Source organism: Nocardioides sp. HB32 (assembly GCF_054058995.1).
In genome coordinates this window covers 1-14,128 of the sequence record NZ_JBSSBS010000001.1, presented here as the reverse complement: position 1 = coordinate 14,128, position 14,128 = coordinate 1, and the positions used below count along the sequence as shown (strand labels likewise).

At 72.4% G+C, this 14,128-nt stretch carries 16 protein-coding genes and 1 tRNA gene; 11 read left to right on the top strand and 6 right to left on the bottom strand.

Annotated elements, in window-relative coordinates:
* The first annotated feature begins 43 nt into the window (after window positions 1–43).
* Window positions 44–1,201 (top strand): saccharopine dehydrogenase family protein, encoded by a 1,158-nt coding sequence (locus tag ACVW2K_RS00085; RefSeq protein WP_457201086.1) that lies wholly within the window; start codon window positions 44–46, stop codon window positions 1,199–1,201.
* Window positions 1,202–1,238: 37 nt separating this feature from the next.
* Here ACVW2K_RS00085 and ACVW2K_RS00080 read toward each other — a convergent pair whose 3' ends face one another.
* Window positions 1,239–1,604, bottom strand: a complete 366-nt coding sequence (locus ACVW2K_RS00080; protein ID WP_457201085.1) for an ArsR/SmtB family transcription factor — start codon at window positions 1,602–1,604, stop codon at window positions 1,239–1,241.
* Between the two features lie 108 nt (window positions 1,605–1,712).
* Between ACVW2K_RS00080 and ACVW2K_RS00075 the strand changes: the two genes are divergently transcribed.
* Window positions 1,713–2,729 (top strand): cation diffusion facilitator family transporter, encoded by a 1,017-nt coding sequence (locus ACVW2K_RS00075; RefSeq protein WP_457201084.1) that lies wholly within the window; start codon window positions 1,713–1,715, stop codon window positions 2,727–2,729.
* Window positions 2,730–2,774: 45 nt separating this feature from the next.
* On the opposite strand, the gene ACVW2K_RS00070 is transcribed toward ACVW2K_RS00075, so the two are convergent.
* Window positions 2,775–2,850, bottom strand: a tRNA-Arg gene (locus ACVW2K_RS00070).
* 159 nt (window positions 2,851–3,009) lie between these two features.
* On the opposite strand from ACVW2K_RS00070, the gene ACVW2K_RS00065 reads away from it, so the two are divergent.
* A complete protein-coding gene (locus ACVW2K_RS00065; RefSeq protein WP_028637361.1) occupies window positions 3,010–4,194 on the top strand; it encodes an LCP family protein in 1,185 nt (394 codons plus the stop codon).
* 24 nt (window positions 4,195–4,218) lie between these two features.
* Window positions 4,219–4,389 carry a hypothetical protein gene (locus ACVW2K_RS00060; RefSeq protein WP_197025306.1) on the top strand — a complete coding sequence of 57 codons (171 nt, stop codon included), beginning with the start codon at window positions 4,219–4,221 and terminating at the stop codon, window positions 4,387–4,389.
* Here ACVW2K_RS00060 and ACVW2K_RS00055 read toward each other — a convergent pair whose 3' ends face one another.
* From ACVW2K_RS00055 to ACVW2K_RS00045, 3 genes are read right to left on the bottom strand one after another with little or no spacing between them, the layout of a single operon-like run.
* Window positions 4,390–4,764 (bottom strand): MscL family protein, encoded by a 375-nt coding sequence (locus ACVW2K_RS00055; protein WP_028637362.1) that lies wholly within the window; start codon window positions 4,762–4,764, stop codon window positions 4,390–4,392.
* A gap of 9 nt (window positions 4,765–4,773) precedes the next feature.
* Entirely contained in the window at window positions 4,774–5,394 is a 621-nt protein-coding gene (locus tag ACVW2K_RS00050) for an SAF domain-containing protein (RefSeq protein WP_457201083.1), read from the bottom strand.
* Window positions 5,395–5,447: 53 nt separating this feature from the next.
* Window positions 5,448–5,753 (bottom strand): FmdB family zinc ribbon protein, encoded by a 306-nt coding sequence (locus ACVW2K_RS00045; RefSeq protein ID WP_457201082.1) that lies wholly within the window; start codon window positions 5,751–5,753, stop codon window positions 5,448–5,450.
* A gap of 81 nt (window positions 5,754–5,834) precedes the next feature.
* On the opposite strand from ACVW2K_RS00045, the gene ACVW2K_RS00040 reads away from it, so the two are divergent.
* Entirely contained in the window at window positions 5,835–8,417 is a 2,583-nt protein-coding gene (locus ACVW2K_RS00040) for a penicillin acylase family protein (protein WP_457201081.1), read from the top strand.
* 8 nt (window positions 8,418–8,425) lie between these two features.
* Here ACVW2K_RS00040 and ACVW2K_RS00035 read toward each other — a convergent pair whose 3' ends face one another.
* The gene (locus tag ACVW2K_RS00035; protein ID WP_457201080.1) at window positions 8,426–9,013 is read right to left on the bottom strand and encodes a 5-formyltetrahydrofolate cyclo-ligase; all 588 of its coding nucleotides are present in this window, start codon (window positions 9,011–9,013) and stop codon (window positions 8,426–8,428) included.
* A 23-nt stretch (window positions 9,014–9,036) separates the two neighbouring features.
* On the opposite strand from ACVW2K_RS00035, the gene ACVW2K_RS00030 reads away from it, so the two are divergent.
* From ACVW2K_RS00030 to sepX, 6 genes are all read left to right on the top strand, one after another.
* On the top strand, window positions 9,037–10,437 hold the full coding sequence (locus tag ACVW2K_RS00030; RefSeq protein ID WP_457201079.1) for a UTP--glucose-1-phosphate uridylyltransferase: 1,401 nt from the start codon (window positions 9,037–9,039) through the stop codon (window positions 10,435–10,437).
* Window positions 10,430–11,662 carry a molybdotransferase-like divisome protein Glp gene (gene glp, locus ACVW2K_RS00025; protein ID WP_457201078.1) on the top strand — a complete coding sequence of 411 codons (1,233 nt, stop codon included), beginning with the start codon at window positions 10,430–10,432 and terminating at the stop codon, window positions 11,660–11,662. Before ACVW2K_RS00030 ends, glp begins: the two co-directional genes overlap by 8 nt.
* Window positions 11,662–12,147: a cyclic pyranopterin monophosphate synthase MoaC gene (gene moaC / locus ACVW2K_RS00020; protein WP_457201077.1), complete on the top strand. Its 486-nt coding sequence runs from the start codon at window positions 11,662–11,664 to the stop codon at window positions 12,145–12,147. The genes glp and moaC overlap by 1 nt, the downstream gene beginning before the upstream one ends.
* The gene (locus tag ACVW2K_RS00015) at window positions 12,144–12,623 is read left to right on the top strand and encodes a MogA/MoaB family molybdenum cofactor biosynthesis protein (RefSeq protein ID WP_457201076.1); all 480 of its coding nucleotides are present in this window, start codon (window positions 12,144–12,146) and stop codon (window positions 12,621–12,623) included. Before moaC ends, ACVW2K_RS00015 begins: the two co-directional genes overlap by 4 nt.
* Window positions 12,620–13,231 carry a GNAT family N-acetyltransferase gene (locus tag ACVW2K_RS00010; RefSeq protein ID WP_457201075.1) on the top strand — a complete coding sequence of 204 codons (612 nt, stop codon included), beginning with the start codon at window positions 12,620–12,622 and terminating at the stop codon, window positions 13,229–13,231. The genes ACVW2K_RS00015 and ACVW2K_RS00010 overlap by 4 nt, the downstream gene beginning before the upstream one ends.
* A gap of 61 nt (window positions 13,232–13,292) precedes the next feature.
* Window positions 13,293–14,099 (top strand): divisome protein SepX/GlpR, encoded by an 807-nt coding sequence (sepX, locus tag ACVW2K_RS00005; RefSeq protein ID WP_457201074.1) that lies wholly within the window; start codon window positions 13,293–13,295, stop codon window positions 14,097–14,099.
* Window positions 14,100–14,128: the final 29 nt, after the last annotated feature.

Genomic DNA, 14,128 nt, shown 5'->3' with positions numbered 1-14,128 from the left:
GCCCCGAGCGTACGTCGCCCACGCACCTGCCAGCATGGCCTCCATGACCTCCGCGAACCGCGAGCACGACGTCGTCCTGGTCGGCGCGACCGGCTTCACCGGTGGGCTGACCGCCGAGTACCTCGCCCGGCACGCACCGGCGGGCCTGCGCTGGGCGCTCGCCGGGCGCAACCCGGCCAGGCTCGAGGCCGTCCGGGACCGGATCGGGGTGGACGTGCCGCTGCTGCACGCCGACACCAGCGACCCCGCCTCCCTGGCCGACCTCGCGGCGAGCACCCGCGTGGTGATCACGACCGTCGGGCCCTACCTCGAGCACGGCGAGCCGCTGGTCGCCGCCTGCGCCGAGGCCGGGACCGACTACGTCGACCTCACCGGCGAGCCGGAGTTCGTGGACCGGGTCTACCTGCAGCACCACGCCACGGCTGAGCGCACCGGCGCCCGGCTCGTGCATGCCTGCGGCTTCGACTCGATCCCGCACGACCTCGGCGCGATGCACTGCGTCCAGGAGCTCGCCGCCTCCGGGCCCGTGCGGATGCGCGGCGTCGTCCGCACCGGCGCGACGGCGTCCGGCGGCACCATCCATTCAGCCCTCGGCCAGTTCTCCCGGGCCCGCCAGATGCGCGCCGTGATGCAGGAGCGCCGCCGGGCGGAGCCGCGACCCGAGGGCCGCAGGTCGCGCGCCGTGTCCGGCAAGCCGCACCGCGACCCGCTGCTGAAGTACTGGCTGCTCCCACTGCCCACCATCGACCCGTTCGTCGTCGCCCGCAGCGGCGCCGCGCTCCCGGCGTACGGCCCCGACTTCAGCTACTCCCACTACGCCGGCACCAGGACGCTGCGGTACGCCGTCGGCGGCGCGGTCGGCGTCGCCGCGCTGTTCGGTGCCGCCCAGGTCCCGCCGGTGCGGAACTTCCTGCTCGGCAGGGTGCCGCAGGGCGAGGGTCCCGACGAGGGGCGCCGCGCGAAGTCGTGGTTCCGCGTCGACTTCGTCGGCGAGGGCGACGGCCGCACCGTGCACACCCGGGTCAGCGGCGGCGACCCCGGCTACACCGAGACCGCGAAGATGCTCGCCGAGTCCGCCCTCTGCCTCGCGCTGGACGACAACCCCCCGACCGCGGGCCAGGTCACCACCGCGCAGGCGATGGGCGACAACCTGCTCGCGCGGCTGCAGGCGGCGGGGATCCGGTTCGAGGTCATCGAGTAGGGGTGCCCCGGGCGGTGAGCGTACTGCCCACGCAGGATCACGGCCGGAGGACCGGTTCACCTGCGAGCTGGACGTGTTCGGTGTGCGAGAGGGCCTGGTCGATGATGTCGATGACGTGGTCGTCGAACAGCCGGTACACGACGTGGCGGCCGTGACGTTCGGCAACGACGAATCGCAGCTCGCGCAGCTTCCGCAGCTGGTGGGACACGGCGGACTGGGACATGTCGACCGCGGCGATGAGCTCACCCACCGTGCGCGGCCCGTGCTGGAGAGCAACGATGAGGTGGAGACGGCTGGGGGTCGCGAGTCCGTGAAGGACTGCCGCAACGGTGGTGGCGTCGTCGTCGCCCAGCCGGTCGCGTGCTGCTCCTGCGAGTCGGTTGCCGTTGCGCTGGTGTCCCACGAGCCAACCGTACGCCAAATATGAGCGCTTCTTCATGTGTTCTACGATGGTCGGCGTCGGCGCCCGCGCCCTTCAGCCCCGCCAGGTCGAGTCCATCGGAGCACCACCATGAGATCCACCCACCACGACCACGACCACGAGCACGAGCACGACCAGGGCCACGACCACGGGCATGCAGGCGGCGTGAAGGGCTGGCTGTCCGAGCTGTTCCGGCCGCACAGCCACGATGCGGCGGACTCGGTGGACCATGCCCTCGAGGCCAGCTCCCAGGGCATCCGAGCGGTCAAGACCAGCCTCGTCGTCCTCGGCCTCACCGCGCTCGTCCAGGCGGTCCTCGTCGCCGTCACCGGATCGGTCGCCCTGCTGGCCGACACCATCCACAACTTCTCCGACGCGCTGACCGCCGTCCCACTGTGGGTCGCGTTCGCGCTCTCCCGCCGCCGCCCGAACGCACGGTTCACCTACGGGTACGGCCGCGCCGAGGACCTGGCCGGCATCTTCATCATCGCGATGATCGCCGCGTCGGCCGTGGTCGCCGGAGTCGAGTCGATCCGCCGGCTCCTCGACCCCGCCGATCTCGGGCATCCCTGGGTGCTGATGGCTGCCGGGGTCATCGGGTTCGTCGGCAACGAGGTCGTCGCGTCCTACCGCATCCGGGTCGGGCGCCAGATCGGCTCGGCGGCGCTGGTCGCGGACGGTCTGCACGCCCGCACCGACGGGTTCACCTCCCTGGCGGTCGTGCTGGGCGCAATCGGGGTGCTGGTCGGGTTCCCGCTCGCCGACCCCCTGGTCGGCCTTCTCATCACCCTGGCGATCCTGGTGGTGTTGCGCGGCGCGGCGCGCGACATCTACCGGCGTCTCATGGACGCCGTCGACCCGACGACGACCGATCGGGCCCGTGGCATCCTCGCCGCCACGCCCGGCGTCCTCGAGGTCGAGCACGTCCGGCTGCGGTGGCTCGGGCACCGGATGAGCGCCGACGCGGGCATCGTGGTCGCTGACGACCTCGACGTGGTCGCCGCCCACGACATCAGCCACCACGCCCAGGACCGCCTCGTGGCGGGCATCGCCAGGCTGACCGATGCCGTCATCCACGTCAGTCCAGCAGCACCTGCACGACGGTGACCGCGAGCCCGAATGTCGCCTCTCAGGCGACGTAACACACGTGGTTGGTGCCCCAGGCAGGAGTCGAACCTGCGACCTTTCGCTTAGGAGGCGGCTGCTCTATCCGCTGAGCTACTGGGGCAGCGACGCCGGTGTGACGTCGGCGCACAGTGTTTCACGTGGGGCTGGCGGGCCGGCTCGGCGTACCGACGTTTTGTTTGAACGCGCTGGTCACAGGGAGACTTAAGGTTCGGGCCGTACGTTGACGACGGCCCTGTCCCCGAGACCACGAGGTTCGACGATGTCCGACGCTGCGCCTGAGAGCGCCGAGCGCGACCCCGTCGTCCCCAAGCGCCGCGGCAAGGTCCGCAAGCGGCACACGGTCGGCAAGGTGCTGCTCGCCAGCGTGCTCGTCCTCGCCATGGTGACCGGTCTCGGCACCATCTGGCTCTACCGGCACCTCAGCGGCAACCTCAACGGCATCGACATCACCTCGCAGCTGGAGAACCGGCCGGACAAGTTCGCCGTCACCGGGCCGCAGGAGCCGCTCAACGTGCTCGTGATGGGGTCGGACAGCCGTGACTGCGCCGGCTGCAACATCGACAACCTGACCGGCGGCGGGCAGCGCTCGGACACCACGATCCTGTTCCACCTCTCGGCGGACCGGGAGCGGGCGTACGGCATCTCGATCCCGCGCGACCTCCTGGTCGACCGACCGGACTGCAAGGCCCAGGACGGGTCGACGATCCCCGGCGCGGACAACGTGATGTGGAACGAGGCGTTCGGCCTCGGCGGGCCGGCCTGCACCATCCAGCAGTTCGAGCAGCTGACGGGGATCCGCCTCGACCACTTCGTCGTGGTCAACTTCGAGGGCTTCCAGGGCATGGTCGACGCGATCGGCGGCGTCGAGGTCTGCATCCCCGAGCCGATCGTCGACCCCTCGCACGGCATCAACATCCCGGCGGGCACCCGCAAGATCAAGGGCAAGGAGGCCCTCAACTACGTGCGGGAGCGGTACGTCGTCGGCAACGGCTCCGACATCGGGCGGATGAAGCGCCAGCAGGCGTTCATCGCCTCGATGGCCCACCAGGTCGTCACCGCCGGCACCCTGGCCCGACCGGACCACCTGCTGCGGTTCCTCGACGCCGCGACGAAGTCGCTGACCGTCGACAAGGGCTTCGACAACCTCGTGGACATCACCAAGCTCGGCATCCAGTTCAAGAACATCGGGCTCGACAACATCCAGTTCATCACGATCCCGAACGTGCCGGACCCGGCCGACCCCAACCGCCTGGTCTGGAAGCAGCCCGAGGCCAAGCAGGTGTGGAAGAAGATCGCCCACGACGAGCCGCTGACCAAGAAGCTCAGCGACGACGTGATCAGCGCGGGCAACGTGCCCGGCTCCGGGTCGCCCTCCTCGTCCGGCAACGGTGGCAAGAACGAGGCCGACAAGCAGGCGCTCGAGGACGCCGGCCTGTGCACATGAGGCAGCGCAGATGAGGCAGCGCCCATGACCGAGCGCCAGTCCGAGACCGCCTGGGAGCGCCGCAAGCGGCTCGCCGAGGTGTTCGGCGACGCGCTCCCGGAGACCACGAGCGACGAGCGGGACGACGCGCCGGCGCAGGAGCGGGACGGCGACCAGTGGCTGCGGGACCAGGTGCCCCCGCACCACGGGACCTGATCAGATCGTCGGCGGACGGCCCTGCTGTGCGGCCAGGAGGTCGCGGATCTCCTCCAGCAGCTGGATGTCCACGGGGGTGCCCGGGTCCTCGGCAGGGAAGAACTTCTCGTTGGCCTTGGTGTAGGGCATCACGATGAGGAAGTAGACGACGGCCGCGATGATCACGAAGCTGATCACCGCCGTGACCCAGGCGCCGAAGGGGAGACCGCCCGGCGTCCAGCCCGTGAAGTCCGGCTGGCCGCCGACCTTCCCGATCAGGCCCATGATCAGGTCGACGGTGGCGGTGATCACCGCGGTGAAGGCGAGCGCCATGATCAACGCAACCGCCAGCTCGACGAGGTTGCCCCGGAGGATGAAGTTCTTGAAGCCGGTCATGCCCGCACGCTAGCCGGGAAACGCGACCGTGAGGAAGGTCCGCACCGACGCGTCCGCGATCCGCGCCACGTCCGCAGGCGCCGCGCCCACCACGACCAGCCGGCCGGTCAGCCCGGCGGCACCGACCTCGCCGTCGCCGGCGGGGAGCGCCAGCACCGGTACGCCGGACGCCACCACCGTCGCGCCGCTGCCCTGCGGATCTGCCGAGACCAGATCCACCCGGTCGCCGACCGCCAGCAGGTCCGCCATCGCCGCGTCCGGCAGCCGCACCGGCACGGCCGCCAGCCCGGGATAGCCCTCGGTCAGTGACGGCCCGACGAGTCGGACGTCGGTGACCGGCTCGCCCGCGCGCAGCGGCGCTGCGAGGGTGCGGCCCGCGGGCGCGGCGGCCACACCGGCGGGGACCGAGCCGGGTCGGAAGCCGACGGTGCGCAGGTCGTCGTCGCCGAGGACCGTCCCGGACGGGAGGTCGCGCGCGGCGACGACGACCCGCACCTCGGGGGGTGGGGTGGCGGTGGCCGCGTGCAGGCCCGTGGCGACCGCGACGGCGGTCAGCAGCGCGGCCAGCAGCCGGCGCCGGGCGAGCACGGCCCGGCGTACCGGGCGGAGGATCGGGGCGAGGCGGCGCATGCCGCGACGCTAGGCGGGATCAGCCGGCGGCGCGTCGGCCCTCCACAGGGCCCTCAGTCGGAGGACGTCGAGGCGGCCGCGGCTGCGGGCTTCGCCTCGCTCTTGGTCTCCGTCTTGGTCCCGGCCTTCGTCTCGGTCTTCGTCTCGGTCGTCGAGGCCGCGGGGGCGTCCGAGGCGCTCCCGGAGCGGCTGTCGGTGCGGTAGAAGCCCGAGCCCTTGAACACCACGCCGACCGCGTTGAACACCTTGCGCAGCCGGCCGCGGCACTCGGGGCACTCGGTGAGCGCGTCGTCCGAGAAGCTCTGGACCTGGTCGAAGGCATGGGCGCACTCGGTGCAGGCGTACTGGTAGGTCGGCACGGTTCTCCTCCGCGATGGCCGGTCATTGGCACTCGGCCCTGACGAGTGCCAATGGTACGACACGGCACAATGAGCGGCGACATGGTTGGTGGGCTGGGGTTCCGGGGGTGGCCGCGCGCGGCCCGGATCGCGACGTACGTCGCTGCCGGCGTGGTCGTCCTCCTGATCGCGACGCTGCTCACCGCCGTCCACCTGGTGCGGGAGCCGTTCCCGCAGACGACCGGCGAGATCGACGTCCCCGGGCTCGCCGGGAAGGTGACCGTGGTGCGCGACGACGCCGGGATCCCGCAGGTCTACGCCGACTCCGTCGACGACCTGATGATGGCGCAGGGCTACGTGCACGCCCAGGAGCGGTTCTTCGAGATGGACGTCCGTCGGCACGCGACCGCCGGACGGCTCGCGGAGATGTTCGGCACGGCCGGGCTGGAGAGCGACGAGTACGTCCGCACCATGGGCTGGCGCCGGGTCGCCGGGCAGGAGCTCGCGCTGGTCTCGCCGGGGACCCGCGCCGCCCTCGAGGCGTACGCCGACGGGGTCAACGCCTACCTCGACACGCACACGCCCAGCCAGATCGCCGTCGAGTACACGGTCCTCAACGCCGGCGGCCTCGGCTACGAGCCGGAGCCGTGGACACCGGTCGACTCCCTGGCGTGGCTGAAGGCGATGGCGTGGGACCTGCGCGGCAACATGACCGACGAGATCGACCGGGTCCTGGCGCTGACGGGGCACACCGCGCGCCAGGTGCGGCAGCTCTACCCGGCGTACGACTACGACGCGCACGCGCCGATCGTGCGGCAGGGCGCCGTGGTCGACGGCGTCTTCGAGCAGGACGCGACCGGCCCGGGCACGCGCAACCCCCGCCGGCCGGCGTACACCGCCGACATGCGCGGCGCGCTGGCGCGGCTGCGTGCCGGCCTTGCGAAGCTGCCGCCGCTGCTCGGCCACGGCGACGGCCTCGGCAGCAACAGCTGGGTCGTCGCCGGGGACCACACCGACACCGGCGAGCCGCTGCTCGCGAACGACCCGCACCTCGGCGTCTCGCTGCCCGGTGTCTGGATGCAGATGGGCCTGCACTGCCGCGAGGTCACCGACGACTGCCCGCTGGACGTCGCCGGGTTCACCTTCTCCGGCGTGCCCGGCGTGATCATCGGCCACAACCGGGACATCGCGTGGGGCTTCACCAACCTCGGCCCCGACGTCAGCGACCTCTACCTCGAGCGGGTCGAGGGCGACCGGTGGCGGTACGACGGGCGCTGGCGACCACTGCGCACCCGGACCGAGACGATCAAGGTGGACAACGGGGACGACGTCACGCTGACGGTCCGGTCCACCGCGCACGGGCCGCTGCTCTCCGACGTCGCCGACGACGTCGCGGACGTGGGGGAGGACCCGCCCGGGGTGCGCGCCGGGACATACGCGGTCGCGCTCCAGTGGACCGCGCTCCAGCCGTCGCCGACCGCGGACGCCGTCCTCGGGATCGACGCCGCGACGGACTGGGACAGCTTCCGGGCCGCGGCCGCGTCGTTCGACGTACCGGCCCAGAACCTGGTGTACGCCGACCGCGACGGTCACATCGGCTACCAGGCGCCCGGGCGCGTCCCGATCCGCAAGTCCGGCAACGACGGGCTGCTCCCGGCCGCGGGCTGGAAGCCGGAGGACGACTGGACCGGCGACGACGTGCCGTTCGACGGCCTGCCGAGCGTGCTCGACCCCGAGGACGGGTTCGTGGTGACCGCGAACCAGGCGGTGACCGGGCCGGACTACCCCTACTTCCTCACCGACGACTGGGACCGGGGCTACCGCTCGCAGCGGATCCGTGACCTGCTCCAGCGGCAGCTCGACGGCGACGGCACGGTGTCGATGGACGACATGCTCGCCATGCAGCTGGACGACCTGCACCCGCTGGCGGCCGAGCTCACGCCGTACCTCCTCGACGTCGACCTGCCGCACGGCTACTACTCCGCGGGCCAGCAGCAGCTGCGGGCCTGGGACTTCCACCAGGACGCCGACAGCCCGGGCGCGGCGTACTTCAACGTGGTGTGGCGCAACCTGCTGGCGCTCACCTTCCACGACGACCTGCCGACCGGCATCTGGCCCGACGGCGGGGACCGGTGGTACGCCGTCGTCACGAACCTGCTGCACGACCCGAGCTCCGCGTGGTGGGATGACGCGAACACGGCCGACGTCGACGAGACCCGCGACGACATCCTGCGGCAGGCGATGCTCGACGCGCGCGACGAGCTGACCCGGCGGCAGGCGCTGGACAGCGACGACTGGACCTGGGGGCACCTGCACCGGCTGGACCTGCACAGCCCGTCACTCGGCGAGTCCGGCACCGGCGCGGTCGAGTGGCTGGTCAACCGGGACGGCTGGGAGGTCGGCGGCGGCTCGTCCACCGTCGACGCGTCGTCGTGGGACGCCGCGGAGGGGTACGGCGTCGAGAGCGCCCCCTCGATGCGGATGGTCGTGTCGCTCGCCGACTGGGACGACTCCCGCTGGATCAACCTCACCGGCGTCTCCGGGCACCCCTTCGACCGGCACTACACCGACCAGACCGACCTGTACGTCGACGGCAGGACCCTCCCGTGGCCGTTCTCCCCCGACGCGGTCGAGCGCGCCGGCGCCGACGTACTCACCCTCCTCCCTGCCCCTGCCGACGGTTGAGTCGGGACTCAACGGCGGAGGGGGCGGAGGCCGGAGGGGGTGGCCGCGAAGAGGACCGGGCGGTCGTGGGGCTCCACGGGGATGTCGAGGCCGATCTCCCCGTCGTAGAGCAGGGCGCAGGTGAAGGTGCCGACGGGCACCCGGCCGAGGGCGCGGTCGTAGGAGCCGCCGCCGCGGCCGAGGCGTACGCCCGTGGGCGAGACCGCGAGCGCCGGCACGATCACCACGTCGGCGGTCGCGACCGCGTCCGGGCCGAGCCGCTCGCCGATGGGTTCCAGCAGCCCGAGCCGCGCGGGCGCCAGGTCGCCGGCGTCGCGGTACACCGCCCAGTCCAGGTCGCCGTCGGGCAGCAGGACCGGGAGGATCACCCGCTTGCCGGCCCGGCGCAGCCCGTCGAGCAGGGGACCGGTGCCGGGCTCGCCGTTCATCGAGACGTACGCCGCCACGGTCGCCGCCCGCCGTACGTCCACCGTGGTCAGCAGGTGCTCGGCGAGCTTCTGCGCCGCCGCGCCGACCTCGGCGATCGGGCGGCGGTTGCGGGCGGTCAGCAACCGGTCCCGAACCGCGATCTTCGCGGGTGATTGCGTGCCCTTCACGGGGGAAGCCTACGATCGTGAGCATGGGAAGTGCTGGCCTGAACAAGGCACGCGACAAGATGACGGCGGCCGGGGTCGACCCGGTGGCGATCGACACGTTCGCTCACTACTACCGGCTCCTCGAGCACGGTGAGACCGGGATGATCCCGGAGGCGTCGATCGAGCCCGTCGACATGGAGTCGCTCGCCGGCGTCGACGTCTCCGACGAGGCCGCCGCCGCGGCCATCCGCAGCACGGCCGTGATCAAGCTGAACGGTGGCCTCGGCACCTCGATGGGCATGGACCGAGCCAAGTCGCTGCTGTGCGTGCGCCGCGGCCTGTCCTTCCTCGACGTGATCGCCCGCCAGGTCCTGCACCTGCGCGAGGAGTACGACGCGACGCTCCCGCTGCTCTTCATGAACAGCTTCCGGACCTCGGCCGACACGATGGCCGCCCTGGCACGGTACGACGGTCTCCCGGTCGAGGGGCTGCCGCTGGAGTTCCTGCAGAACAAGGAGCCCAAGCTGCTGGTCAAGGACCTCACGCCGGTGAGCTGGCCCAAGGACCCCGACCTCGAGTGGTGCCCGCCCGGCCACGGCGACCTCTACACCGCGATGCGTGGCTCCGGCCTGCTCGACAAGCTGATCGCCGCCGGCTACGAGCGGGTCTTCGTCTCGAACTCCGACAACCTCGGCGCCGTGCCCGAGCCCCGGATCGCGGGCTGGTTCGCCGGCACCGGGGCGCCGTTCGCGATCGAGGCGGTACGCCGTACGCCGTCGGACCGCAAGGGCGGCCACTTCGCCCGCCGCAAGGCCGACGGCCGGATCGTGCTCCGCGAGACCGCCCAGACGCCGGCCGAGGACCAGGCGGCGCTCGCCGACCTGGACCGGCACCGGTTCGCCTCGACGAACAACCTCTGGTTCGACCTGGCCGCGATGAAGCACGCCCTCGACGTGCGCGACGGCATCCTCGGGCTGCCGCTGATCCGCAACGTCAAGAACGTCGACCCGGGCGACAGGTCCACCCCCGAGGTGATCCAGGTCGAGACCGCGATGGGCGCCGCCGTCGAGGTCTTCGACGACTCCCGGCTGATCGAGGTCGGCCGCGACCGGTTCGTGCCGGTGAAGACCACCAACGACCTGCTGGTACTGCGGTCCGACGTCTACGACATCCGCGGCGACTTCGTGCTCGACCAGGCCGCCGCCGAGGTGCCGTACGTCGACCTGGACAGCGAGCACTACAAGCTGGTGCGCGACTTCGACAAGCGCTTCCCCGAGGGCGCGCCCTCGCTGAAGAAGGCGGGCTCGCTCAAGGTCTCCGGGGACTGGACCTTCGGCCACGGCGTCCAGGTGATCGGCGACGTCGAGCTCGACGCCACTTCGGCCCAGCGGGTCGGCGCCGACACCGTCCTCTCGACCGACGGTGCCGACGGTGCCGATGGCTGACGGCCTGACCACGGTCGACGACCACCTCGCGCGGATCCTGGCGGCCATCGAGCCGCTGCCGGCCTACCCCCAGCCGCTGATGGAGGCGCTCGGGCTCGCCGCTGCCGAGGACGTGGTCGCGACGATCGACCTGCCCTCCTTCGACAACTCCGCCATGGACGGGTACGCCGTCCGGCACCAGGACGTCGCCACGGCCTCGGCCGAGGCCCCGGTGCACCTGCCCGTGGTCGGCGAGATCGGGGCCGGCCAGGCGCAGCTGCTCGCGATGTCGCCGGGGACCGCGGTCAAGATCATGACCGGTGCCCCGGTCCCGGCCGGGGCGGACTCCGTGGTGCCGTACGAGTGGACCGACCGCGGCGTCGCGCAGGTGCGCATCGAGCGCGCCCCGTCGTACCGCCAGCACGTCCGGCCGGTCGGCGACGACGTGCGGGTCGGCGACGTGCTCGTCTCCGAGGGCACCGTGCTCGGCCCGCGCCACCTCGGGCTGCTCGCGGCCGTGGGGCGTCCGACCGTGCCCGCCCGGCCCCGTCCCCGGGTGGTGGTGATCTCGACCGGGTCGGAGCTCCGGGAGCCCGGCGCCGAGCTCGGCCACGACTCGATCTACGACGGCAACTCGTTCCTGCTCGCGGCGTCCGCGCGGCGAGCGGGCGCGATCGCGTACCGCGTCGGCATCGTGCCCGACGAGCCGCGGGCGTTCCTCGAGGCTCTCGACGACCAGCTGGTCCGCGCCGACCTCGTGGTCACCAGTGGCGGGGTGTCGCAGGGCGACTTCGACGTCGTGAAGGAGGCGCTCGCCCCACTCGGGTCGGTGTGGTTCGGCGGTGTCGCGATGCAGCCCGGCAAGCCGCAGGGCTTCGGCCGGCTCGGCGACGACGGCACGCCGATCTTCACGCTGCCGGGCAACCCGGTCTCCTCCTACGTCTCCTTCGAGACCTTCGTGCTCCCCGCGATCCGCAAGCTGATGGGGCTGCGGCCCTACGCGCGTCCGACCACCACGGCGCGGCTCACCCATGACCTCACCTCGCCGGACGGCCGCCGGCAGTTCGCCCGCGCGTCGTACGCCGTCGACAAGGCCGGCCCCGCCGTGACGCCGGTCGGCGGACACGGTTCCCACCTGATCGGCGATCTGGCACAGTCCGACGCGCTGGTCGTGGTGCCCGAGGGCGTGGCCCGGATCGCGGCCGGCGAGCAGGTCCAGGTGCTGAGGCTCGACGAGGAGTTCTGATGTCCGCTCTGCCGGATCCGGGAGGCCTGACGCACGTCGACGAGTCCGGCGCCGCGCGGATGGTCGACGTGTCCGGCAAGGACGTCACGGCACGTACGGCGACCGCGTCCGGCCGGGTGCTCGTCTCGGCCGAGGTGGTGGCGCTGCTGCGCGCCGAGGGCGTGCCCAAGGGTGATGCACTCGCGGTGGCGCGGATCGCCGGGATCATGGGCGCGAAGCAGACGCCCGCGCTGATCCCTCTCTGCCACCCGCTCGCGATCTCCGGCGTGACCCTGGACCTGACCGTCGCCGACGACGCCGTCGAGATAACCGCGACGGTCAAGACCTCCGACCGGACCGGCGTCGAGATGGAGGCGCTCACCGCCGTCGCGGTCGCCGGACTCACCGTGGTCGACATGGTCAAGGCCGTCGACAAGTCCGCGGTCATCACCGAGGTGCGTGTCGAGGCCAAGTCCGGCGGGAAGTCGGGGGACTGGTCGCGATGACCAGCCTGCGGGCCGAGGTCGTGGTCGCGTCCAACCGCGCCGCGGCCGGTGTCTACGAGGACACCACCGGGCCGCTGCTCGTGGACTTCCTGCGCGGGCTCGGCTTCGCGGTCCAGCCGCCCGTCGTCGTACCGGACGGCGAGCCGGTGGGCGCGGCGATCCGCGCCGCTGCCGACGGCGGCGCTCGTGTGGTGCTGACCACTGGCGGCACCGGCCTCACCCCGACCGACCGGACCCCCGAGGTGACCCGGACGCTGCTCGACCGCGAGGTGCCGGGCATCGCCGAGGCGATCCGGGCGTACGGCGTCGCGCAGGGTGTGCCGACCGCCGTGCTCTCGCGCGGGCTGGCGGGCGTGGTCGGCACCAGCCTGGTCGTGAACCTGCCCGGCTCGCGCGGCGGCGTGAAGGACGCGATCGCCGTGCTCCGGCCGATCCTCGTGCACGCTGCCGAACAGGTCGTGGGGAGTGACCATTGAGGCAGTGGTCGAGCGCGTGGCCGGCCCGGCTCACCGCCGGCGAGGTCACCGTCCGTCCGCTCGCCTACTCCGACGCGCGCTCCTGGCGTGACGCCCGGCGGCGCAACGCCGCGTGGCTCCGGCCCTGGGACGCCACCGTCCCACCGGGCGCCGACGCCCGGCCCTCGTCGTTCCGCGCGCTGGTCTGGCGGCTGCACCGGCAGGCCCGCGCCGGCACGACGTACCCGTTCGCCATCGACGTGGACGGGAGGTTCGCGGGCCAGGTGACGGTCAACAACGTGGTGCGTGGCTCGGCGCAGTTCGGCTCGATCGGCTACTGGCTGGACCGGGAGCACGCCGGGCACGACGTGATGCCGCGCGCCGTCGCGCTGGTGATCGACCACTGCTTCACCGCCGCCGGGCTGCACCGGATCGAGGTCGCGATCCGGCCGGAGAACTCCAACTCGCTGCGGGTGGTCGAGAAGCTCGGGCTGCGGGAGGTCGGGTACGCGCCGAAGTTCCTGCACATCGACGGCGAGTGGCGCGACCACCGGCTCTATGCGGTCACTGTCGAGGAGGTGCCGGACGGGCTGCTCGCACGACTCCAGCACCACGAGTCACATGAGTGATTTTGCGACACACTGGTGGACATCCGAAGCCAGCTGCGGTAGCGCTCCTAACCTCTGACTCGTGGACCTGAGCGCACTGATCTTCGTCGCCCTCGCTGTGGCGTGGGCCGTCTACCTCGTTCCCATGGCGCTCCGTCACCACAGCGACGGCGCCACGTCGCGGTCCGTCGACGGCTTCTCGCACCGGATGCGGGTCCTGGCCCGGCGTGAGCCGGTGAGCCCCAGGTCGGCCCGGCTGGTCGTCAACACCGCCGCGCCGGCAGCCACCGCTGCCGCCACGGCCGAGCTCGACCCGGCGCAGGCCCGCGCCCGACGTGCAGCGGCCAAGCGGGCCACCAAGCGCCGGCGCAACGTCCTGGCGCTCATCCTGGTCGCGAACCTGGTGGTGGCCGGCGTCGCCGCGTCCGGCGTGGTCGCCTGGGCGTACGTCGCGATCCCGGCCGGCCTCCTGGTCGCGTGGCTGGTCGCCTGCCGGATCATGGTGAAGGGCGAGCGGAAGGCGCTGTCGCCGGCCGCACGCGTCGCGACTGCGATGGAGACCGATGCCGAGGCCGGGTCCATGGAGGGCCGCGTCCTCGTCGAGGATGAGAAGGAAGAGCAGGACGCCGACCCGATGGCCGACACCTCCGCCGGCATGGCCGCGATCGTCGATCCGGCGCTGTGGGACCCGGTCCCGGTCACGCTCCCGACGTACGTCGGCAAGCCGGCCGCGACGCGCCGCACCGTCCGCACCATCGACCTCGAGGGCACCGGCGTGTGGACCTCGGGCCGCACCGAGTCCGACGCGCAGCTCGCCCGCGAGGCCGACGAGGCGGACAAGGCGGCCCGCAAGGCGCGCGAGGACGCGGAGCGCGCGACCGGCTCCTGAGCCCTAGGCTCGAGGCATGGCCGTCGAGC

Coding starts and splice junctions, on each gene's coding strand:
- ACVW2K_RS00085 (WP_457201086.1), top strand. CDS start 44: ATGACCTCCGCGAACCGCGAGCACGACGTCGTCCTGGTCGGCGCGACC.
- ACVW2K_RS00075 (WP_457201084.1), top strand. CDS start 1,713: ATGAGATCCACCCACCACGACCACGACCACGAGCACGAGCACGACCAG.
- ACVW2K_RS00065 (WP_028637361.1), top strand. CDS start 3,010: ATGTCCGACGCTGCGCCTGAGAGCGCCGAGCGCGACCCCGTCGTCCCC.
- ACVW2K_RS00060 (WP_197025306.1), top strand. CDS start 4,219: ATGACCGAGCGCCAGTCCGAGACCGCCTGGGAGCGCCGCAAGCGGCTC.
- ACVW2K_RS00055 (WP_028637362.1), bottom strand. CDS start 4,764: ATGACCGGCTTCAAGAACTTCATCCTCCGGGGCAACCTCGTCGAGCTG.
- ACVW2K_RS00050 (WP_457201083.1), bottom strand. CDS start 5,394: ATGCGCCGCCTCGCCCCGATCCTCCGCCCGGTACGCCGGGCCGTGCTC.
- ACVW2K_RS00040 (WP_457201081.1), top strand. CDS start 5,835: ATGGTTGGTGGGCTGGGGTTCCGGGGGTGGCCGCGCGCGGCCCGGATC.
- ACVW2K_RS00030 (WP_457201079.1), top strand. CDS start 9,037: ATGGGAAGTGCTGGCCTGAACAAGGCACGCGACAAGATGACGGCGGCC.
- glp (WP_457201078.1), top strand. CDS start 10,430: ATGGCTGACGGCCTGACCACGGTCGACGACCACCTCGCGCGGATCCTG.
- moaC (WP_457201077.1), top strand. CDS start 11,662: ATGTCCGCTCTGCCGGATCCGGGAGGCCTGACGCACGTCGACGAGTCC.
- ACVW2K_RS00015 (WP_457201076.1), top strand. CDS start 12,144: ATGACCAGCCTGCGGGCCGAGGTCGTGGTCGCGTCCAACCGCGCCGCG.